The sequence below is a fragment of the Algibacter luteus genome, assembly GCF_900141715.1.
Taxonomy (GTDB): Bacteria; Bacteroidota; Bacteroidia; order Flavobacteriales; family Flavobacteriaceae; genus Arenitalea; species Arenitalea lutea.
Genome location: NZ_FQYK01000002.1, coordinates 283,547 through 306,435, shown reverse-complemented (window position 1 = coordinate 306,435; position 22,889 = coordinate 283,547). Strand labels below are relative to the sequence as shown.

The 22,889-nt window shown below is 34.8% G+C and carries 14 protein-coding genes and 2 tRNA genes; 11 read left to right on the top strand and 5 right to left on the bottom strand.

The annotated features are described in order from the left end of the window. Positions 1-77: 77 nt before the first annotated feature. Both BUA46_RS04835 and BUA46_RS04830 read right to left on the bottom strand, forming a co-directional pair. Positions 78-443 (bottom strand): hypothetical protein, encoded by a 366-nt coding sequence (locus BUA46_RS04835; protein WP_019387166.1) that lies wholly within the window; start codon positions 441-443, stop codon positions 78-80. 59 nt (positions 444-502) lie between these two features. Beyond that, entirely contained in the window at positions 503-3,049 is a 2,547-nt protein-coding gene (locus BUA46_RS04830) for an ATP-dependent Clp protease ATP-binding subunit (protein WP_019387165.1), read from the bottom strand. Between the two features lie 260 nt (positions 3,050-3,309). On the opposite strand from BUA46_RS04830, the gene gyrA reads away from it, so the two are divergent. Both gyrA and BUA46_RS04820 read left to right on the top strand, forming a co-directional pair. After that, a complete protein-coding gene (gene gyrA / locus BUA46_RS04825; protein WP_019387164.1) occupies positions 3,310-5,865 on the top strand; it encodes a DNA gyrase subunit A in 2,556 nt (851 codons plus the stop codon). Positions 5,866-5,888: 23 nt separating this feature from the next. Continuing rightward, positions 5,889-7,145 carry a tetratricopeptide repeat protein gene (locus BUA46_RS04820; RefSeq protein WP_019387163.1) on the top strand — a complete coding sequence of 419 codons (1,257 nt, stop codon included), beginning with the start codon at positions 5,889-5,891 and terminating at the stop codon, positions 7,143-7,145. A 56-nt stretch (positions 7,146-7,201) separates the two neighbouring features. On the opposite strand, the gene BUA46_RS04815 is transcribed toward BUA46_RS04820, so the two are convergent. Both BUA46_RS04815 and BUA46_RS04810 read right to left on the bottom strand, forming a co-directional pair. Beyond that, on the bottom strand, positions 7,202-7,951 hold the full coding sequence (locus tag BUA46_RS04815) for a C40 family peptidase (protein WP_019387162.1): 750 nt from the start codon (positions 7,949-7,951) through the stop codon (positions 7,202-7,204). A 54-nt stretch (positions 7,952-8,005) separates the two neighbouring features. Beyond that, a complete protein-coding gene (locus BUA46_RS04810; RefSeq protein WP_019387161.1) occupies positions 8,006-9,184 on the bottom strand; it encodes an acetyl-CoA C-acyltransferase in 1,179 nt (392 codons plus the stop codon). Positions 9,185-9,392: 208 nt separating this feature from the next. On the opposite strand from BUA46_RS04810, the gene BUA46_RS04805 reads away from it, so the two are divergent. The 9 genes from BUA46_RS04805 to BUA46_RS04765 all read left to right on the top strand — a co-directional run bounded on the left by BUA46_RS04805 (position 9,393) and on the right by BUA46_RS04765 (position 22,000). Continuing rightward, positions 9,393-11,447 carry an HD family phosphohydrolase gene (locus tag BUA46_RS04805; RefSeq protein ID WP_019387160.1) on the top strand — a complete coding sequence of 685 codons (2,055 nt, stop codon included), beginning with the start codon at positions 9,393-9,395 and terminating at the stop codon, positions 11,445-11,447. A 94-nt stretch (positions 11,448-11,541) separates the two neighbouring features. Further along, a tRNA-Ser gene (locus BUA46_RS04800) sits at positions 11,542-11,625 on the top strand. A gap of 23 nt (positions 11,626-11,648) precedes the next feature. Further along, a tRNA-Pro gene (locus tag BUA46_RS04795) sits at positions 11,649-11,723 on the top strand. Positions 11,724-12,457: 734 nt separating this feature from the next. Then, positions 12,458-14,911: a BNR-4 repeat-containing protein gene (locus BUA46_RS04790; protein WP_162129531.1), complete on the top strand. Its 2,454-nt coding sequence runs from the start codon at positions 12,458-12,460 to the stop codon at positions 14,909-14,911. Positions 14,912-15,637: 726 nt separating this feature from the next. Further along, complete coding sequence (locus tag BUA46_RS04785) at positions 15,638-17,215, top strand: glycerol-3-phosphate dehydrogenase/oxidase (protein ID WP_019387623.1); 1,578 nt, start codon at positions 15,638-15,640, stop codon at positions 17,213-17,215. 62 nt (positions 17,216-17,277) lie between these two features. Then, the gene (gene glpK, locus BUA46_RS04780) at positions 17,278-18,777 is read left to right on the top strand and encodes a glycerol kinase GlpK (protein ID WP_019387622.1); all 1,500 of its coding nucleotides are present in this window, start codon (positions 17,278-17,280) and stop codon (positions 18,775-18,777) included. 17 nt (positions 18,778-18,794) lie between these two features. Further along, entirely contained in the window at positions 18,795-19,523 is a 729-nt protein-coding gene (locus tag BUA46_RS04775) for an MIP/aquaporin family protein (protein WP_019387621.1), read from the top strand. Between the two features lie 58 nt (positions 19,524-19,581). Continuing rightward, on the top strand, positions 19,582-20,835 hold the full coding sequence (locus BUA46_RS04770) for an NRAMP family divalent metal transporter (protein WP_019387620.1): 1,254 nt from the start codon (positions 19,582-19,584) through the stop codon (positions 20,833-20,835). A 160-nt stretch (positions 20,836-20,995) separates the two neighbouring features. After that, entirely contained in the window at positions 20,996-22,000 is a 1,005-nt protein-coding gene (locus BUA46_RS04765) for a sugar kinase (RefSeq protein ID WP_019387619.1), read from the top strand. Positions 22,001-22,019: 19 nt separating this feature from the next. On the opposite strand, the gene BUA46_RS04760 is transcribed toward BUA46_RS04765, so the two are convergent. Then, the gene (locus tag BUA46_RS04760) at positions 22,020-22,850 is read right to left on the bottom strand and encodes a universal stress protein (RefSeq protein ID WP_019387618.1); all 831 of its coding nucleotides are present in this window, start codon (positions 22,848-22,850) and stop codon (positions 22,020-22,022) included. Positions 22,851-22,889 lie beyond the last annotated feature (39 nt).

Here is a 22,889-nt window from a genome sequence, read left to right as displayed (position 1 = left end):
TACAGTTAGCCCAAAAAAAAATCCTACGCTCATTTAGAATGTAGGATTTAAGTCGGTTAAGAAATTTTTTTTGTTTCTTATTTAGATTTAAGTATGGTATGTGCCCAATCTACCGCTTCATCAAGTTCTGTAAATATTTCAAAGGGTTTTTTTAAAAATAATTTTTCAATTTCTGCATTACTTACCGCAAGATAAGTGTTGCCAACAACGGCAAACCCTACTAAACTTTCAATTTCAGATGAATCGTAGTAAATCTTTGGATCAACTGAATAGGAATTTACCCGATGTGTAATGTAAACAAATGGTTTTCCTTTGAAATGTTTTATAATCGCATCTGTTTGTAAATTATTTTTTTTAGCATCAATTTCTTCGCCCTCGTTGATGCGACAAATCACATAATTTTCGTAAAAATCTAATTCACAAAAATCTAATTGTTCTTGCATAGAATATTTAATAATAAAATTTCAGTATTGAATAATATTGTTTTCTTGAAAACTTAAATTTATGATTCAGTAGGTTTTTCAGCTTTTTCAATACTTATACTCAATTCATTGGTTTTATCATCAAGTTCTATTTTAATATTGTCGCCTTCCTGAAGCTTCGAAGCAACAATTTCTTCAGCTAATGCATCTTCAACATATTTTTGAATAGCTCTTTTTAACGGTCTTGCTCCATATTGTTTATCGAAACCTTTTTCTGCGATATAGTCTTTGGCTTTATCTGTTAAGATTAAATTGTAACCTAAACCTTTTATTCTTATTAAAAGTTTCTCTAACTCGATATCAATAATTTTATTAATATCTTCTTTTTCTAGTGCGTTGAATACAACCACGTCGTCTATTCTATTTAAAAATTCGGGCGCAAAAGATTTTTTCAAAGCGTTTTCAATAACACTTCTTGCGTTGGCATCCTCTTGTGCTTTTTGCGAAGCGGTGCCAAAACCAATACCGGTACCGAAATCTTTTAATTTTCGAGCTCCGATGTTCGAAGTCATTATAATTATCGTATTTCTAAAATCAATTTTTCTACCTAAACTATCAGTTAAATACCCATCGTCAAGTACTTGTAATAGCATATTAAATACGTCTGGATGTGCTTTTTCAATTTCGTCTAATAGAATTACAGCATAGGGTTTTCTTCTTACTTTTTCTGTAAGCTGCCCACCTTCTTCATAGCCTACGTATCCCGGAGGTGCTCCAATTAATCGAGAAATCGCAAACTTCTCCATGTACTCACTCATGTCAATTCTAACAAGCGATTCTTCACTATCAAATAACTCTCTAGATAATACTTTGGCCAATTGGGTTTTACCAACCCCTGTTTGCCCCAAGAATATAAATGAACCAATGGGTTTGTTCGGATCTTTTAAACCTGCTCTGTTACGCTGAATAGCTTTAACAACTTTGGCAACAGCTTCATCTTGACCTATAACTTTACCTTTTATGAGGTTAGGCAATTCTGCCAGTTTATTGATTTCGGTTTGAGCAATTCTGTTAACAGGAACACCCGTCATCATTGAAACGACATCGGCAACATTATCTTCAGTAACAATTTCGCGATGTTGTTTGGTTTCCTCTTCCCACTTTTCTTGGGCTATTGCTAGTTCTTTTTCAATGCGTTTTTCATCATCTCTAAGTTTAGCAGCTTCTTCGTATTTCTGTTTTCTAACTACAGCATTCTTCGATTCTTTTATGGCTTCTAGCTGCTTTTCAAGTTCTATTACCTGCTTAGGTACATCAATATTTGTGATGTGCACACGCGACCCAGCCTCATCCAACGCATCGATAGCTTTGTCTGGTAAAAATCGCTCAGTCATATACCTATTAGTTAACTTCACACAAGCTTCAATAGCTTCTGGTGTGTAATCCACATTATGATGCTCTTCGTATTTACCTTTAATGTTATTAAGAATTTCAATAGTTTCTTCAACTGTAGTTGGTTCAACAATTACTTTCTGGAATCGACGTTCTAAAGCACCATCTTTCTCAATATATTGTCTGTATTCATCTAATGTTGTGGCACCTATACATTGAATTTCTCCTCTAGCTAAAGCAGGTTTAAACATATTTGAAGCATCTAAACTTCCAGTGGCACCACCTGCACCTACAATGGTATGAATCTCATCAATAAATAAAATAACATCGTCATTTTTTTCAAGCTCGTTCATCACGGCTTTCATGCGTTCCTCAAACTGTCCTCTGTATTTTGTTCCAGCAACTAAGCTTGCCAAATCTAGAGTGACAACACGTTTATTGAACAAAATTCGAGACACTTTACGTTTCACAATTCTAAGAGCTAAACCTTCAGCAATGGCAGATTTACCAACTCCAGGTTCACCAATTAAAAGCGGGTTGTTTTTCTTTCTTCTACTTAAAATCTGTGAAACACGCTGAATTTCTTTTTCTCTTCCTACTACAGGGTCTAACTTGCCTTCTTCTGCTAAAGCGGTTAAATCGCGTCCAAAATTATCTAAAACAGGTGTTTTAGACTTCTTATTAGACTTACCCGCTGGGGCATTAAAAATGTTTTCTTTTCCTGATTCGCCTTCTTGAGCACTGTCATCGTCTTGAAATTCAGATTTTGGCTCTATATAATCGTTATCGTTTGTAATCATAAGTTTAAATTGTTCTTTAACATTATCGTAGTCAACTTTTAATTTATTTAAAAGTTTGGTAGTTGGGTCGTTTTCATTTCTTAAAATGCATAACAATAAATGCGCCGTATTAATAGAGGTACTTTGAAATAGCTTAGCCTCTAAGAATGTTGTTTTTAAAGCGCGTTCTGCTTGCCTAGTAAGATGTAGGTTCTTTTTTTGATTTGAAGCCAGCGTAATATTAGGATTTGCCGGACTTAATATTTCTACTTTACGTCTTAGATGATTTAAATCAATATCTAAGGCATTTAGTATGTTTATTGCCTTCCCATTGCCGTCTCGTAAAAGTCCTAGCATAAGGTGTTCGGTGCCAATAAAATCATGACCTAAACGCAATGCTTCTTCTTTGCTATAAGCAATTACATCTTTTACTCTTGGGGAAAAATTATCATCCATAATAGTTGTCCTTTCTGCATTAAAAATAGTAAAACATTTTACTAAAGTCAAAAACTGTACCTTATTTATTCTGTAAAATGCTAATTGACGAAAAAATCTTTATAAAATCAAAATTTTAGAGTTCATACTTATTAACGAAATAAGTCGGCTAAATTGTTAATAAATTACATGAAAAAGGAGCGGTATTAGTCTTATCGTGACTACTGAAATTCTTATATTAGCATGTTTTGAAAAATACTTAAAATTAAATAAAATTATTTATGGCAGAAGGAGAAAAATTAATCCCTATTAATATTGAGGATGAAATGAAGTCGGCGTACATTGATTATTCAATGTCGGTCATTGTGTCACGTGCGTTACCAGATGTAAGAGATGGTTTAAAACCTGTACACAGACGTGTGCTTTATGGGATGCATGAATTGGGTGTAAGAGCAAATTCCGCACATAAAAAATCCGCAAGAATAGTTGGAGAAGTTTTAGGTAAATATCACCCACACGGTGATACTTCGGTATATGATGCCATGGTGCGTATGGCTCAAGAATGGAGTTTACGTTATATGCTTGTTGATGGGCAAGGAAATTTCGGTTCAATTGATGGAGATAGTCCAGCAGCGATGCGTTATACAGAAGCACGTATGCGCAAAATATCTGAAGACATGTTGGCAGATATTGACAAAGAAACCGTAGATCATAAATTAAATTTTGATGACACGCTGCAAGAGCCAACAGTTTTGCCAACACGAATTCCAGGTCTATTGGTGAATGGGGCTTCTGGTATTGCAGTAGGTATGGCAACTAATATGCCACCGCATAATTTAACCGAAGTAGTAAATGGTACTATTGCTTATATTGAAAATAACGATATTGAAATTGATGAACTGATACAACATGTTAAGGCTCCAGATTTCCCAACAGGAGGAACCATTTATGGCTACGACGGAGTAAAAGAAGCATTTCATACTGGTAGAGGGCGAATTGTGATTCGTGGTAAAGCCAATATTGAGGAGGTAAACGGAAGAGAATGCATCATAGTTGATGAAATTCCTTATCAAGTCAATAAAGCAGACATGATCAAGAAAACTGCGGATTTGGTTAACGATAAAAAGTTAGAAGGCATTTCAACAATTCGTGATGAATCAGATAGAAACGGAATGCGCATTGTTTACGTATTAAAACGTGATGCCATTCCAAATATCGTTTTAAATAAATTATACAAGTACACTGCTCTACAGTCCTCATTCAGTGTTAATAACATTGCATTGGTTAAAGGAAGACCGCAGTTGTTAAACTTAAAAGAATTAATCCATTATTTCGTTGAGCATAGGCATGATGTTGTTGTTCGACGAACAACTTATGAATTAAGAAAGGCTGAAGAGCGCGCTCATATATTAGAAGGTTTAATTATTGCTTCTGATAATATTGATGAAGTTATTGCAATAATTCGAGCGTCTTCAAATGCCGATGAAGCGAGAAATAATTTGATTAAACGATTTGAGCTTACCGAAATTCAAGCTAAGGCGATTGTTGAAATGAGGTTACGCCAGCTTACTGGTTTAGAGCAAGATAAGTTGCGTTCAGAATACGAAGAGTTAATGAAAACAATAATCGATCTTAAAGATATTTTAGACAAAAAAGAACGTCGAATGGATATCATTAAAGAGGAGTTGGAAGTTATCAGAGATAAATACGGTGATGAGCGTCGATCAACAATTGAATATGCCGGAGGCGATTTAAGCATCGAGGACATGATTCCAGACGAGCAAGTAGTTATTACCATTTCTCATGCGGGATATATTAAGCGTACTTCGTTAACTGAATATAAAACACAAAATAGAGGTGGTGTAGGTCAAAAGGCTTCAACAACGAGAAATGAAGATTTCTTAGAGCATTTATTTGTTGGGACAAACCATCAATATATGTTGTTCTTCACCCAGAAAGGAAAATGTTTCTGGATGCGTGTTTATGAAATTCCAGAAGGAAGCAAAACGTCGAAAGGAAGAGCCATTCAGAACCTTATCAATATCGAACAAGATGATAAGGTAATGGCATTTATATGTACTCAAGATTTAAAAGATGAAGATTACATTAATAACCATTATGTTATTATGGCTACTAAAAATGGTCAAGTTAAAAAGACATCTTTAGAGCAATACTCAAGACCAAGAACAAATGGGATTAATGCCATAACAATCAAAGATAACGATGAGCTTTTAGAAGCGAAGTTAACCACTGGAAACAGTCAAGTTATGTTGGCGCTTAAATCTGGTAAAGCTATCCGATTTGAAGAAGCTAAGACGCGTCCTATGGGTCGTGGAGCATCCGGTGTTAGAGGTATAAAGTTAGCTAATGTCAAAGACGAAGTAATTGGTATGGTAACCATTGAAAACCCTCAAGAAGAATCCGTTTTAGTGGTGTCTGAAAACGGATATGGAAAACGTACTTATATTGATGATCCGGAAGATGGAGAGCCAGTTTACAGAGTAACTAATCGAGGAGGGAAAGGTGTAAAAACTATATCTATTACCCCAAAAACGGGAAATCTAGTAGCTATTAAAAGTGTAACGGATAATGATGACTTAATGATTATCAATAAATCTGGTATTGCAATTCGAATGGTAGTTGCCGATTTAAGAGTTATGGGAAGAGCAACACAAGGGGTAAAACTCATAAACCTTAAAGGCAATGATTCTATTGCGGCAGTTGCTAAAGTAATGCATGATGAAGACGAAGTTGAAGATGTAGAAGGGGCTGAAAACACTGGTGCTTCGAATGATGGCACAACTATTGATAACAATACAGACGATAATAACACTTAATATTAAACTTAACATTATTTAAAATGAAAAAACAAATTATTATAGCTTTAGCATTTTCGATAAGTGCATTTTCATTTGCACAAAAAAAAGAATTGAAAACTGTTGAAAAGGCTATTAAAAGCAAAAACTTTGCAGCTGCAAAAGAAGCATTAAAAAGTGCTGAAGCATTAATGGGTGCTATGGACGAGAATATGAAGTCTAAATATTATTATTTAACCGGAGTTGCATTATTTGCTGATGGTAAAGGAAGCTCTGCAGAAGTAGATCAAGCATTTGCCAGCTTCGACAAAGTTGAAACTGGTAGTTACAAGGAGGAAGTTGATGCTTTTAAAACCACCATGTATAACGACTTTTTAACTAAAGGTAATACGGCATATGAAGGTAAAGATTATGGCGCTGCTTCGGTACAGTTTGAGCGTGCTTATAGAGCAAAAGCAACCGATACATTATTTTTATATTATGCGGCAGCGACTGCTGTAAACGTAAAAGAGTACGATAGAGCGTTAAAACTTTACGAAGAACTTAAAGATTTAGGATATACTGGTATTGCAAAAGAATATTATGCCACAGATAAAGAAACTGGCGAAGAAGTTGTATTAGATAAAGCTACTCGCGATTTATATGTTAGAGGTGGAAGCCATGTTAAACCTGGAGAGCGTTTAACAGAATCTAAAAAGCCAGAAATAGTTAAGAATATTGCTTTAATCTATATCTCGAATGGAGATAATGAAAAAGCACTTGCTGCAATTAAAGATGCCAGAGCAGAGAATCCTGACAATGTAGACTTAATCATTAATGAAGCCAATATTCATTTACAACTAAAAGATGAAGATAAATTTAAATCGTTAATAGAAGAAGCTATTACTAAAGATCCAGAAAATGCAGTACTTCACTATAATGTTGGAGTAGTTAGCATGAATAAAGGAGATTTAGATCAAGCTCAAAAATCTTACGAAAAAGTATTAAGCTTAGATCCAGCTTACACTAATGCCGCTTTAAATCTTTCAAACTTATTCATTGAAAAAGGAAATGTTGTTATTGAAGAAATGGGTAAATTAGGAATGAGTAAAGCTGATGATATTAAGTACGAGAAATTAAAAGAAGATAAAAACAATCTATTTTTAAAAGGTGCTGGAGTATTAACGACTTTTATAGATAATAACCCTGAAGCAAATGCTGATATTTTGACGCAGCTAAAAAACATCTATAATGCTTTAGGTGAAACTCAGAAATCAAAAGAGATTAGCGCTAAACTAGATGCTATGTCTGGAGGCGAATAAAGTAAAAATTTTTAAAGTTTTATTGTTGTAAAAAAAGCCGCTTCTTAGCGGCTTTTTTATATGATTTTTTTAATCACGCGTAATTTATGTGTGTGTGCTCCAGAATCCACATTATAAATACCAGAATGATCTAAGCGATCTATTCTAACCTTACCGTGTGCATGAATAATGTAGTTGTCTTTCATAATAATACCCACATGCACAATGGCTCCTTCGTCATTATCAAAAAAAGCTAAATCTCCAGGTTCACTTTCTTCAATAAAACTAAGCGCTTCACCTTGCGTTGCTTGTTGTGATGCATCACGTAACAATTTATAACCATTTAGTTTATAAACCATCTGTGTAAAACCAGAACAATCAATACCAAAAGGCGTTTTGCCTCCCCATAAATAAGGAGCATTTAGAAAAGTAAATGCCGAATTTATAAGGTTCGATTTTTCGTTTTTACCATCAAATAAGTTTCCATCGTATTTGTGATTTAACAAGGCTAATCCATTTAAGCAAGATCCTAAAGGAATTGGAAATAATTGTTGGTTATTATCTTCAATAAACTCGACTAAATCAGTAGATAATAGTGGCTTTTCGCTATTAAGAGATTTGTATTGCTCTTCAGTAATTTCTAGGTATTGTTTGTTGTCAATCCAACCTTCATATTTGTCAAATGCCAACCTAATTCTACTCCATTTTTTACGTTGCTCTAAAACTTTGAATAAGTCGCCATAAATCACCTGAGAAACTAATTCGCTTTTATCAGAAGGCTCATTTCGAAGTGGAACAATGCTTAAATTACAAATACCGTACTGCATTAATAAATTTTCGTAGTTATATATCTAAAAAAGAAATGGTCAATTCAATTTTTTTTATGGGCGTTCAATAATCATGGCAGATGCGCCTCCACCGCCATTGCAAATTGCAGCGGCTCCTATTTTAGCGTTATTTTGTTCTAATACATTTAATAGAGTAATTAGAATTCTAACTCCAGAACATCCAAGTGGATGACCAAGAGAAACAGCACCACCATTTACATTGACATTATTATCGTTAAGCTCTAAAATTTTCATATTCGCTAAACCAACTACTGCAAAGGCTTCATTAAATTCAAAAAAATCAACTTGATCAATAGATAATCCAGCTTTGTCTAATGCTTTAGGTAAAGCTTTAGCAGGAGCGGTTGTAAACCATTCTGGCTCGTGCGCTGCATCGGCATAACTTTTTATGATTGCCAAAGGTTTTAAACCTAGTTCTTCGGCCTTTTCTTTACTCATTAAAACCATTGCTCCAGCACCATCGTTAATTGTAGAGGCATTCGCAGCGGTTACTGTACCATCTTTTGAAAACGCTGGACGTAAGTGAGGGATTTTATCTAATTTAACATTTGTAAATTCTTCATCTACACTCACAATAATAGGTTCTCCTCGACGTTGAGGTACTTCAACAGGTACAACTTCATTATTAAACTTGCCTGAGTCCCATGCTGCTTTAGAGCGATTGTAAGATTGAATTGCATAAGCATCTTGGTCTTCTCTAGAAAATTTATATTTAGTAGCACAGGCGTCTGCACATACACCCATGGCATTTTGATCGTAAGCATCTACTAATCCATCTTTTTGCATGCCATCAACTAGAGTTGCTGGTCCAAATTTCGTAGCACTTCTAGCATGAAGATAATGAGGAACAAGACTCATGTTTTCCATACCTCCGGCCACAACTATATTGGCATCTCCTAAGGCTATAGCTTGAGCGGCTTGCATTACCGTTTTCATACCCGATGCACATACTTTGTTAATTGTAGTACAAGGCACGGTATTCGGTATACCTGCGTAAATAGCAGCTTGTCTTGCAGGAGCTTGTCCTGTACCAGCTTGTACAACATTTCCCATTAATACTTCTTCAACCAAATTTGGGTCTAGTTGTATTTTATCTAAAGCACCTTTAATGGCAATTGCTCCCAATTTAGGGGCAGGAATAGTTGATAATGAACCTAAAAAACTTCCAATTGGAGTTCTTGCAGCGGAAACAATTACGACTTCTCTATTCATCAATACAAACGTTTTAGTTTAGTACTTGCGAAAATAACGATTTTTTAGTAGAAATTTGAAACATTAGAGTATTATAAAAAATGGTATAAGCTTATAAATTTATTACATTTGATTTTTCGATGAGACATAAATTAAATCACAGCTTACTACTTAAGATTATGAATTGATGGATGTTATAAAACCTATAGAAAATATTGCCATTTAAAATATGAAAGACTTTATAAACAAATTGTACAAAAACCATTCTCTTATTTATAAAGTGCTTTTATTTATTAGTACCACCTTCTTAATTGTGTATCTATTCCCGAAAAGCGGTAAGTTTAAGTATAATTTTGAAAAAGGAAAACCTTGGCAATCTGAAAGTTTACAGGCGCCATTTGATTTTGCAATTAAAAAGACAAATGAAGAAATAAATGCTGAAAAAAAGAGTATTGTTGAAAATGCAACCTTGTATTTTGATGTAGATAATACCATATTACCAAAAGTTAGTAATGCCTATAAAGAGCAGTTTAAAAGTACGTTTTCAGATTCTATTCCAAGAAGAGAATCTAACTTGTTATTTAAGATTGGTGAAAATATAATTGCAGAGTTATATGACTTCGGTGTTTTAAGTGAAAGTTACGATTTTGCTAAAGATAGAGCTGTAGTTGTTCTTGATGGAAGGGAAAAAACGCACGATGGTTTTTATTCTAATTTTATTGAGCAAAATGAGGTTTCTAGTGTTATAGAAAAGGCACTATCCAAAAATAATTTATCTAAATATAATACTGAATTTGTAGCATTGTTTTTTGATTTAGTTGAACCCAATATCAATTTCAATAAAACATTTACTGATAAATCCATACAGGATGAAATTAGTAAAATTTCAGTTGCAAGAGGCAGTGTCGCGAAGGAAACTTTGATAGTTTCAAAAGGAGAGGTGGTTGAAGGGGATAAATATCAAATTTTAAAATCTTTACAAGCGGAATACGAATCGCAAGTTTGGAATGAAGCGAATTATAATTGGGTGCTTTTTGCGTACACATTGTTAGTGGCATTGGCTTTGTTAATGCTGCTTTTATTTTTAAGAAAGTATCGTAAATCGGTGTTCGAGAACAATACTAAAGTCACATTTATATTCTTCAATATTTCATTGATGATTTTTATAACCACGTTGGTGGTTAATTATGATTCTAAATATATTTATATCGTACCTATTTGTATTCTTCCATTAGTCTTTAAAGCCTTTTTTGATGCTCGCCTAGGGCTCTTTGCACACGTACTTACGGTACTTCTTTTAGGGTTTATTGTACCCAATAGTTACGAGTATATGTTTCTACAAATTATTGCTGGAATTGTTACCATTTTAACGGTATCAGAATTATATAAAAGAGCGAACTTGTTTATCTCCGTAGGTCAAATTACACTTATCTATATCATTGCGTATTTTGCCTTTTTCGTGATTCACGAAGGCAGTGTTGAAACGCTAAAATGGGAAACTTTTATTTGGTTTATTTTATGTGGATTAGCAACATTGTTTGTGCAGCCACTTATTTATGCATATGAAAAGCTTTTTGGTCTGGTATCAGATGTTTCTTTATTAGAATTGTCAGATACTAATTCAAAATTGCTTAAGGAATTGTCAAACAAAGCTCCTGGTACGTTTCATCATTCTTTAAATGTGGCAAATTTAGCTGAGGCATCCGCAAATGAAATTGGCGCTAATGCCATGTTAGTAAGGGTAGGCGCTTTGTATCATGATATAGGTAAAATGAAAAATCCAACTTATTTTACCGAAAATCAATCTACAGGAATTAATCCTCATGATGAATTATCATCAAAAGAAAGTGCGAGAATAATAACAGAGCATGTTATAAACGGCATTGAAACCGCAAGGAAAAACAATTTACCCGATCGCGTTATAGATTTCATAAGAACACATCACGGAACAAGTCTTGTCTATTATTTTTATATGAAAGAAACTAAGGATTACCCCGATGTTGAGGTGGATAAGACAGATTTTAGTTATCCAGGTCCGAAACCATTTAGTAAAGAAACAGCCATCTTGATGATGTGTGATAGTATAGAAGCTGCATCAAAAAGTTTAAAAGAACCTACATCGACTAAAATCGAAGCTTTTGTTGAAAACATAATTAATAAGCAGATTGAAGACGGACAATTTTTAAACGCAAATATTACCTTTAAAGAAATTCAATCCATAAAAAAAGTGCTAAAACACAAGCTTGCAAATATTTACCATTTACGAATTGAGTACCCCGAATAAAAATTAAAAAAAGTAAATAAAATAGTTGCGTTCTTGTTGAGTTTAAATTACATTTGCAACCGCAATTTTATTGCATAAGTTCATTTTGAATTTAGGAGAGGTGCCAGAGTGGTAATGGAGCAGATTGCTAATCTGTCAACGCGTAAGTGTTGCCCGGGTTCGAATCCCGGTCTCTCCGCAAATTTTTAGATAACCAAAAATCGGGGTGTAGCGTAGCCCGGTTATCGCGCCGCGTTTGGGACGCGGAGGTCGCAGGTTCGAATCCTGCCACCCCGACAAACTTCTCAGTAAGTAAACTAAAACACCAATAATGATTCAATTATTGGTGTTTTTTGTTTTTATTAACTTCTTTTATATCAGAGAATTTATTGTTTTAAAAGTGAACCAAACCCGCTAAACGGATGCGGCAGTTTTCGCCTATTTATTTCTATACCAACAGAAACAAATTTTTATAAATTGTTACATTTTATAGTGAAAACCTCGTTGATTTTAAGGGGATTAGGGACTTTTTTAGTAAAATTTGCAGTCATGACAATTTTTATTAAATAATTAAAAATCATTTAACTATGAATCAGCAAAATCGCGTACTGTGTTGCCCTCTTGCTTCTTCCACTTACTTTTACAATCAGGCTTGTATAGAAAGTTTTTTATGATAGTAAGTACATGTTATTAGTAACTTTCTATCGGGAAAAAACTCTTAAATAATTATAATACATGACCTAACTGATAATGCGAATTATATGCTTCTCAAAGTTTTATAAGCTTATAGTTTATTTGATAAAGGCCCTAGTCAGTTTTTCTACTGACAGGTATTAGATAGAAATGCAGGTTATTTACACAGGATAATGAGTCCTGCACTTTTGTGAAATTTTGAAGTAACATCTTTCTACAACTCCAAATCACAGGGAAGTACAGGATAGATATATTTGATATTTACGTAACTTTAAGAAAATGTTGTCAGACTGTGAAATTAATTTTATTAACCATTTAAACTATTAACCATTATGCAAATGAAAAAATTAGTTCTCTCAAGCATGCTGTGCCTGTCAATATTTATGGGTGCAGCTCAAACGATCACTTTGGACAAAACAGTAGTGTCCGCAAACTGTTGGGCAACCAATCCGGTGATAGCGACCTCTACACAACAAAATGCAATTGCGGTGTATCAAAATTTTGTGTATTTAACATATTATGATGCAACAACCAGAAAACTAACCATTGCCAGAAATAATAACAATGGCATAGGTTCTAACTGGGTTTACGTTGAATTACCCCACACTTACGAACAGCGAAATGGTACATGGGACAATCACAATACGCCCAATATCATCGTATCACCTAATGATGGAAGGATTCATCTGGCTTTCGATATGCATGCAGGTGATCTTCGTTACATCATTTCCTCTCCCGGTGCGGCGACTGTAAGTGATGCAAACTTTAATGCGAGTTTATTCGGCCCTACTCAAAATTATTTGCAATCGAATCAAACCTTGATTGACAGGGTGACCTATCCACGATTTTTTGTCGGTGACGCCAATAAGTTGTTCTTTATGTACAGAGATGGAGGAAGTGGTAATGGACATACTTTTCTGGTTAAGTACCGTGACGATGGATTTTGGGATGCACCAGTTAAAATTATTGATGCCAATTGGAATGGATCAACAAGGTGTGCCTACTTTAATGATGTTAACTTCAAAGATGGAAGAATTTACCTAACCTGGGTATGGAGGGAATCTCCTGATGGAGCGACCAATCATGATCTGATGTTCATGTACTCTGATGATAATGGTGTTACATGGAAAAATAGTGCTGGTAGTACTCAGACTCTGCCCGTAAATGTCGGAAACACTAGTATCATCGTTTCAAATATTGCACAAGATTCAGGGTTGGCAAATCACAATGGCTGTGCTGTAGATGGAAATGGTAATGTACATGTGGTCTTAAGGCATGGAAGCAATTATAAACATCATATCGGAATTAATAATGGAACCCAATTCAGTTGGTCTGATCAAGTTTTAGCCAATTTTACAGGGGACCGCCCGAAAATATATGCCGATAGAGTTACCAATGACTTGTACTTTTTAGTGCGTCAGGGAAGCAATAATTCTCTAAGGTTATTTGAAACACCCTCAAATGGCGGCCTTTTTAATCAGTGGTCAGAAATACATAACGACGCAGATTCATATAAAACCTCTGCTAACAGTGTGATCACTGCTTCCGGAGACAGGTTAATGAGTATGGTAGTTTCCAATGATAACCGACTTCAGCTGCTCAACTGGAACTTTGGAGCTCCAGCTAATAACCCGCCATTAGTCAATATCACTTCGCCTACGAATGGAGCGTCTTTCAATGATGGGGATGTTGTCACTATTTCAGCTGATGCTTCTGATAGCGATGGTACTGTAAGTCAGGTAGAGTTTTTTGTGAATGGGAGCAGTGTCGGAATTGATACCAGCAGTCCATATTCGTTAAACTGGACTATCGGGGTTGGCTCTTATGATATTTCCGCGGTTGCTAGAGACAATGAATCGGCAACTGGTTCATCAAGTGTTGTTACTGTTACTGGTAATAGTACGGTCAATAATCCACCATCAGTGAGTATCACTTCGCCTGCCAATGGAGCGTCTTTCAATGATGGGGATGTCATCACCATTTCAGCTGATGCTTCTGATAGCGATGGTACAGTAAGTCAGGTGGAATTTTTTGTGAATGGGAGCAGTGTCGGAATTGATACCAGCAGTCCATATTCGATTAACTGGACTATTGGGATTGGCTCTTATGACATTTCCGTGGTTGCGACCGACAATGAATCGGCAACTGGATCATCAAGTATTGTGACCGTTACGGGTAACGACACTAGTACTCCAACAGAAGCTTATGTTAATTCCATCGTCGCAGAACACCAGTCCGAAGGCAAAGGGAGGAAGCGTGGCGTAGCTATTGTTACCATTTTGGATGACACTGGTAACCCAGTTTCGGGTGCCTCAGTTACGGGAACCTTTTCCGGTACCTTTAACGAAACTGTTAATGATAGTTCAGGTTCTGACGGAACAGTTACATTACTGACATCATCTACGGCAAAGGGAGGGGTTACTGTAAACTTTTGCGTGGATAATGTGACGCATGCAACTCTGACATACAACAGTTCTCTTAATGTGGTTACATGTTCAGGGTCAGGAGCCAAATTATCAAATGTACTATCGACAGATTCAGATATAGAGGAAAATCAAAACGTTTCAGTGTATCCAAATCCTGCTACAGACCGGTTGTATATTACCTTGAAAGAAAATCATTCACAAGCGACGTTCAAGGTATATAATCTTTCGGGTCAACTAATGATACGCGGAAAAATTTCCAATTCTCTTAATACGATTAAGGTTGGTGATTTACCAGTTGGTTTATACATCATTCAAACTTTTAACAATAATACTATTGAGAACTTTAAAGTAATGATCAGTGAATGAGGTAATTCCTTCCAATTTTATTATCCCCTAGCTAAGATAGGTGGCTGGGGGTTCTTTTTTCATCACAGTGTAAATCTAAATTCTTTAATGAATAACCTATCACCATAATATGTAAAATTAATAGCTGTGGAGTTTCAGATAACTAAATGATAAATTTGCAAGTTTTATTTGAGTTTAAGAGTAGTTTTTAAATTTCTAATTTTTACGCTAAAAAGTAAAAATAATTAAAATTTTCCGATAAAAATTGTATATCTGTCAACCTTAAAAAGAAAATTAATTTTTTTTAAATCGTTCTGTTTTATTTTAGTGCACAATTAGGTGAAAACATATAGTTAAAAGTGTTTAAAATAGTAAAAATAAAACAGGGAGTTGAATAATTTTAATTAATTCTGTCTACCCGACAAACTTCTCAGTAAGTAAACTAAAACACCAATAATGATTCAATTATTGGTGTTTTTTGTTTTTATAGATTTTTGCTTTATTTTCTATATTAATCACACAAGCAATGTAATCATGGTAGTGAATGACAAAGATTGTATTATCTATATAATTCTTCTTAAATTGTCAAGGTCTTGAATAGTTTTTATTTTAAACGGGTTTTATGTAATCAAAGTTTAATTATAGTTGAATTTGATTATGTCAAAGAATAAGTAAATAACGATATATGTATTTAGTTAAAAGAAAAATTAATTTATTAAGGAGACAAATTCACTTCATTATAGAATATTGAAAGAACATACTATTTTTAAAAGAGAAACATTAGTAAAGCAGTTAGAAGAAAATTCTAATTGGGATGTGATTGTTATTGGTGGGGGTGCTACAGGATTAGGCGTTGCCCTAGATAGCATTACCCGTGGTTATAAAACCCTGCTTTTAGAGCAAGTAGATTTTGCGAAAGGGACTTCAAGCCGCAGCACTAAACTGGTTCATGGTGGCGTGCGATATTTAGCTCAAGGCAATATAGACTTGGTTAAAGAAGCCCTATATGAAAGAGGATTACTTTTAAAAAACGCATCGCATTTAGTGAGTAATCAATCCTTTATCATACCTAATTATAATTGGTGGGATAATTTGAAATATACTATTGGTCTTAAAATATATGATGCCTTAGCGGGAAAATTAAGTTTTGGTAAATCAACAAGAATCAGTAAAAAAGAAACGTTAAAAAGGCTAAGCACGATTAAAAATGGCAAATTAAAAGGTGGTGTCGTCTATCATGATGGGCAATTTGATGATTCGCGATTGGCTGTAAATATTGCTCAAACTTGTATAGAACATGGAGCAACAGTTTTAAATCATTTCAAAGTAAAACAGCTTCTAAAAAACGATAGGGGCGTGGTAAACGCTGTGGTTGCAGAAGACGCTGAAACTCATAAAAGTTATACTTTAAAAACTAAAGTTGTTATAAATGCTACTGGGGTTTTTACGGACGAAATATTAAAAATGGATAACGCTGAAGCAAAAGATATTGTACGCCCAAGTCAAGGTATTCATTTGGTAATTGATAAATCTTTTTTGCCAGGAAACGATGCTATTATGATTCCAAAAACCAATGATGGCAGAGTGTTGTTTCTGGTACCATGGCATAATAAAATTGTGGTTGGAACTACCGATACCCTTTTAGATAGCCATAGTTTAGAACCAAAAGCTTTAGATGCGGAGGTGGATTTTATCATCGCAACAGCTAACAATTATTTAACCAAAACACTGGCAAAAGAGGATGTATTGAGCATTTTTGCAGGGTTACGCCCATTAGCAGCACCAAAAGATAAATCTGAAAAAACAAAGGAAATTTCGAGAAGCCATAAAATAATTGTTTCAGATTCAGATTTAATTACCATTACGGGAGGTAAGTGGACGACTTACAGACGCATGGCTCAAGATACCATCAATAAAGCTATTTTTATTGGAAAATTACCTAAGGTAGCATGCGAGACTAAAGCCATTAAAATTCACGGAGCTATTAAACCTAGTGAAAAAAAATCGCATCAATATGTATATGGTAGTGATGAAACTAACATTCAAAATCTAATTAAGAAACATCCAGAATTAGGTGCACAATTACATAAAAGCTTACCTTTCACAAAAGGAGAAGTAGTTTGGGCTATTCGGAATGAAATGGCAAGAACTATTGAAGATGTGCTTGCTAGACGTGTTCGAACTCTGTTTTTAGATGCAAAGGCAACTCTTGAAATAATTCCAATAGTAGCCAAAATATTAAGTGAAGAATTAAATAAAGATGCCATTTGGGAACAACAACAAATTGAAGAGTTTAAATCTATTGCGAAGCAATATGTTTTATAAATAATATTAATTAAAAGTAACTTTACTTTTTACCAACAGCTAAAAACTATAAATTAATTACAATGGAAAAATATATTCTTGCTTTAGACCAAGGAACTACCAGTTCGCGAGCCATTGTTTTCAATAAAAAAGGAAGCATTGTATCTGTGGCTCAAAAAGAGTTTACACAATTTTTTCCAAAACCAGGTTGGGTAGAACACGACCCCAATGAAATTTGGTCTACTCAAGCAGGCGTAGCCGCAGAAGCCATTGCAAAAAAAGGGTTGAATGTTGAAAACATCGCTGCTATAGGAATTACAAACCAACGCGAAACCGTTGTGGTTTGGGATAAAAACACAGGGCAACCTATCTATAACGCTATTGTTTGGCAAGATAAACGAACTTCTGATTACTGTGATGAACTTAAAAAACAAGGCAAAAGTGAGGTTATACGTGAAAAAACAGGGTTGGTTATAGATTCTTATTTTTCTGGAACTAAGGTGAAATGGATTTTAGATCATGTTGAAGGAGCAAGAACAAAAGCTGAATCTGGCGACTTAATTTTAGGAACTATTGATTCCTGGTTAATTTGGAATTTCACTAAAGGCAATCAACATGTTACCGATGTTACTAATGCATCAAGAACCATGTTGTTTAACATAAATGCCATGGATTGGGATGATGATTTACTAGACTTGTTTACCATTCCTAAAAGTATGTTACCAGAAGTAAAACAGTCTAGTGAAGTATACGGTCATACAAAATCAACTTTTTATGATGCCAATATCCCTATTTGTGGAATCGCGGGCGACCAACAGGCGGCATTATTCGGACAAATGTGTACCAAACCAGGTATGGTGAAGAATACCTATGGGACAGGCTGTTTTATGCTTATGAATATTGGTGAAAAACCAATAGTTTCAAAAAACAATCTATTAACAACTGTTGCATGGAAAATTAATGGAAAAACACAGTATGCCCTTGAAGGTAGTATATTTATTGCTGGTGCCGTGGTGCAGTGGTTACGAGATAGTTTAAAAATAATAAGAACCTCAAACGAGGTAGAAAAACTTGCTGCTTCAGTTGAAAGTTCTGATGGTGTTTATTTTGTACCCGCTTTTGCAGGTTTAGGGGCACCACATTGGAATCAACAAGCACAAGGCACAATTTTCGGTCTAACACGAGGGAGTACAGATGCACATATAGCACGAGCAGCAATCGAATCTATAGCCTACCAAACTATGGATGTTTTAAAAGCTATGGAGGCCGATTCTGGGCTTTCCATAAAAGAACTACGAGTAGATGGTGGTGCAACGGTAAATAATATGCTCATGCAGTTTCAAGCCGATGTTTTAAATACGGTGACTGTGCGTCCTAAAATAATAGAAACTACTGCAATGGGTGCCGCTTTTTTAGCGGGATTAGCTGTAGGCTATTGGAATAACCCTGAAGAGATTCAAGAGATATGGCAAACGGATACTTCTTTTAATCCAGCTACTGAAAGAAAGCAAATTGAAGATGAAATTAAAGGTTGGTATAAAGCCATTGATGCTTTAGAGTATTGGACTAAATCAAAATTTTAACCATAAAACTAAGAAAAATGACTCCGTTAGCAGCAGAAATTATTGGAACAGCTTTACTCATTTTATTAGGTGGTGGGGTTGTTGCCAATGTGGTATTGAATAAAACAATAGGTAATAATAGTGGCTGGATTGTCATCACTACGGGTTGGGCATTGGCAGTTTATGTAGCAGTTGTAGTTGCTGGTCCTTATAGTGGAGCGCACATTAATCCGGCTGTAAGTATAAGTTTAGCAATCGCAGGTAAATTTCCTTGGGAATCGGTACCGTTATATGTTGTTGCTCAAATGATTGGTGCCATGTTGGGGGCTTTTATGGTATGGCTTATGTATAAAAACCATTTTGATGCGACAGAAGATGGTGATTCTAAAAAAGCCGTTTTTTGTACTGCACCAGCAATTAGAAATACCTTTTCAAATTTTATAAGTGAAGCAGTTGGTACTTTTGTTTTGATTTTTACCATTCTCTATTTCACAAATGCAACAATTAGTGATTCTCAAACTATTATTGGTTTAGGCTCATTGGGAGCATTGCCAGTTGCTTTATTAGTTTGGTCTATTGGTTTGTCTTTAGGCGGAACTACAGGTTACGCTATTAATCCTGCACGAGATTTAGGACCAAGAATTATGCATGCCCTTCTTCCTATAAAAAATAAAGTGTCTAATGACTGGGGTTATGCGTGGATTCCCGTTATTGCACCCATTGTAGGTGCTTCTTTAGCTGCTTTATTGATGTTAGCATTGTCATGATAGTTGAGATATTGTATTTTTATTTTAAAATAAATCGACAAATGTAATATTCAACGTTATGAATAAAACTAAAACACTACTTAAAAACTTAGGGCCGGGGCTTTTGTTTGCAAGTATGGCTATTGGTACATCGCATTTGGTATTATCAACAAAAGCGGGAGCTCAATATGGCTGGCTCATGGTTATTCCCATTATTTTAGCCAATGTGTTAAAATATCCGTTTTTCGAGTTCGGCATTCGTTATACCAACGTTACAGGAAAAAGCATAATTGAAGGATATCGTAATAGAGGCAGAGGTTTTTTATGGCTTTATGCGCTTATAACTTTGGCTACATCAATTGCAACTCCTGCTGCATTAGTTTCTATTACGGCTGGTTTGGTAATTAATCTTTTTGGAATTCAAGGTGTTTCTATTGGCACCGTTGCGTTGGGTTTGTTTGTTTTTAACAGTGCCATTCTTATCATTGGGAAGTACAAATTTCTGGAAAACACTTTAAAATTTTTAATTCCAATCTTGTTTATAGCGTTATTAGCGACTACGGTTTTGGTTATTAATAAAGGACCAATAACTCCAATAACTAATTTTCAACCGCCTCAGTTTTTTGATGAATTAGGTGTTTTGTTCCTTATTACCTTAATAGGTTGGATGCCTACTGCCGTTGAAGCAAGTAGTTGGTTAAGCCTTTGGAGCGTCGAAAAGTATAGAATTAACACGACTAAACCGCCTTTACGGGAAGCACTTCAAGAGTTTAATTTTGGTTATTTGATGACCACAATTTTGGCAATTTTATTTATGGTTATTGGTGCTATGACACTTTTTGGTTCTGGTACAGAATTAAGTGGAAGAGCTGTAACTTTTGCAGATCAGGTAATTCAACTGTTTACAACACACATAGGTAGTTGGGCGCACATTTTTATTGCGGTTTCTGCTTTTGCAACTATGTATAGCACTTGTTTAACTTGTCATGACGCTATATCTAGAGTAAGTATTGATATTATTGATAAGTTAGCGAGTGAAAACAATACATATACCGATAAAAAGTATTATACAATGGCAGTTATAATTCTTGCGGTTATAAGCATTGTGGTACTTTTTGCCTTAAGCGCAAATATGGGATTAATTATTTCTGTGGCTACGGCAGTTTCGTTTGTGTTGGCACCTATTGTTGGCTACATGAATTTAAAAAATGTTATGAGCAGTGATCTTCCTGAGGTTCTTCAACCACATAAAAGGTTACAGCTGCTAACATATGCAGGCATCTTATTCTTGTCCTTACTTGCTATTTATTATGGATGGATTGTGCTTTTTTAATTAAAAAAATAAAGCTAATAGTCCTGAAGGGATTATAGGAATGCAAGCCACGGGTACTGGCAAAATAAGTTTTTTAAATTTGATGGTCGAAAATTGAGGTAAAACATATATCTTAAACATGTAACTTATATAAATTTAACAAAAAAACAGAATAATAAGTATGGCAAAAAAATTAATAACATTCGGAGAAGTTATGATGCGTTTATCACCACCAGGATATTCAAAGTTTTCTCAAGCAAGTTCTTTCGAGCTAGTTTACGGTGGAGGAGAAGCTAATGTTGCTATTTCGTGTGCATATCTTGGTATGAAAGCGGCTCATGTAACCCGTTTTCCAGATAATGCATTGGGAAAAGCAGCCACGCAATTTTTACGTAAACATTGGTTAAGCTCAGAACATGTTATTTATGGTGATAAAATGATGGGGAAATACTTTCTTGAAAAAGGTGCTGTGCACAGACCAAGTGAGGTGATTTACGAAAGGGAAGGGTCTGCATTCTCATTAATTGAACCTTCTATGATAGATTGGGAAGATGTTTTAAAAGATGCCGACTGGTTTCATTGGACAGGAATTACACCAGCCATTTCTGAAGGCGCTGCGATGTGCTGTTTAGATGCTATAAAAACTGCTAACAAGATGGGAATAACTGTTTCCGGTGATATTAATTCTCGAAGCAATATGTGGAAGTATGGAAAAACCATGCAAGAAATAATTCCCGAATTAGCTAAAAATTGTGATATCGTTATTACAAGCAGTAGAGGGATACAAGAGATGTTTGGTTTTGGAGAATCTGGGAGTAAATTTCAAGAATCTGCAAGAGAACTCATGAAAAGACACCCTAGAATTAAAAAAGTGGTTAGAAAAACAAGAAGAACCATAAGTGCTTCCCATCACCAAATACAAGGTAAAATATGGAATGGAAAGGATTATATTAAATCTGAAATGCTTAATATAACGCACATTATTGATCGCGTTGGAACTGGAGATGCTTTTGCTTCTGGTTTAATTTATGGTTTATTGCATTATGATAACGACCAACAAGCTATAAGTTTTGCAACGGCAGCCTGTGCTTTAAAACACACAGTTCCTGGCGATGTTAATTTGGTATCTGTAGATAATGTTACAAGCTTAATGGAAGGTGATACGTCGGGAGCTATTAAAAGGTAATTTTTGTTGATTTTAATTTTTATGTAAAAGCAAGTACAGGAATGGAAACGGATGCTTCCATTTCTTGAACTAAATCTTTGTCTAAAAACAAACTAAATTTTTTCGGTTGACTTCGTTCTAACATCGCGATTAAATCTGCATTTTCATTTTTAACAGTATTTAAAAGTCCAGATTTTACCTTGCCAGATGCTATAGTGTTGAAAATGATTTCGGGATATGCAGATAGTTTCGTAATTCTATTTTTGAATTTTTCCATGTTTTCCTTGGCTTCATTTTTATGTAGCTCATAAACATGAACCACCTCAATAAGTGCGGAAAAAGGTTTAGCAATTTCAATAAGTTTTATAATAGAATCAATATCTTTTTCTTCAAAATCGGTTGCGTAAATGATGGTGGAAAGACTATTGTAACTCACATTATTAGGCACAATAAGTAATGGCACATCAATTTTATGCAAAAGCACATCAGCGATGTTACCTGAGAAGAATCCTCTAGTACTTTTATTATCTTTCATGCCTAAAATAACCAAATCTGGATGAATTTTTTTTGAAAGCGAAAGTATACTTTCTGTAATTGAAGCTCCTTGAATGGCATGTATTATTATGGGCTTTTGGCGGAATTCATTTTTAAGATGTTTGGTACAATATTTTTTCACTAAATCCTTTTGTTCGTCTTGCATGTGTTTTTTCAATATGGTTTTTGAATTAATAACAGCAAGGTTCACTGGTGGTAAATCATAAACATGTAAAACATGAAGATCTGCTTTCATAATTAAACTGAAACGATAGGCATAACGCAATGCTTGTGCACTGTTTTGACTGCAATCGGTTGCGTAAATTATTGATTTCATAACATCCTGTTTTAATCCTATAAAATTACTGTTCAAAAT

Excerpts from the sequence above, each read along its gene's own strand:
- BUA46_RS04835 (WP_019387166.1), bottom strand. The coding sequence starts at position 443 with ATGCAAGAACAATTAGATTTTTGTGAATTAGATTTTTACGAAAATTAT.
- BUA46_RS04830 (WP_019387165.1), bottom strand. The coding sequence starts at position 3,049 with ATGGATGATAATTTTTCCCCAAGAGTAAAAGATGTAATTGCTTATAGC.
- gyrA (WP_019387164.1), top strand. The coding sequence starts at position 3,310 with ATGGCAGAAGGAGAAAAATTAATCCCTATTAATATTGAGGATGAAATG.
- BUA46_RS04820 (WP_019387163.1), top strand. The coding sequence starts at position 5,889 with ATGAAAAAACAAATTATTATAGCTTTAGCATTTTCGATAAGTGCATTT.
- BUA46_RS04815 (WP_019387162.1), bottom strand. The coding sequence starts at position 7,951 with ATGCAGTACGGTATTTGTAATTTAAGCATTGTTCCACTTCGAAATGAG.
- BUA46_RS04810 (WP_019387161.1), bottom strand. The coding sequence starts at position 9,184 with ATGAATAGAGAAGTCGTAATTGTTTCCGCTGCAAGAACTCCAATTGGA.
- BUA46_RS04805 (WP_019387160.1), top strand. The coding sequence starts at position 9,393 with ATGAAAGACTTTATAAACAAATTGTACAAAAACCATTCTCTTATTTAT.
- BUA46_RS04790 (WP_162129531.1), top strand. The coding sequence starts at position 12,458 with ATGAAAAAATTAGTTCTCTCAAGCATGCTGTGCCTGTCAATATTTATG.
- glpK (WP_019387622.1), top strand. The coding sequence starts at position 17,278 with ATGGAAAAATATATTCTTGCTTTAGACCAAGGAACTACCAGTTCGCGA.
- BUA46_RS04775 (WP_019387621.1), top strand. The coding sequence starts at position 18,795 with ATGACTCCGTTAGCAGCAGAAATTATTGGAACAGCTTTACTCATTTTA.
- BUA46_RS04770 (WP_019387620.1), top strand. The coding sequence starts at position 19,582 with ATGAATAAAACTAAAACACTACTTAAAAACTTAGGGCCGGGGCTTTTG.
- BUA46_RS04765 (WP_019387619.1), top strand. The coding sequence starts at position 20,996 with ATGGCAAAAAAATTAATAACATTCGGAGAAGTTATGATGCGTTTATCA.
- BUA46_RS04760 (WP_019387618.1), bottom strand. The coding sequence starts at position 22,850 with ATGAAATCAATAATTTACGCAACCGATTGCAGTCAAAACAGTGCACAA.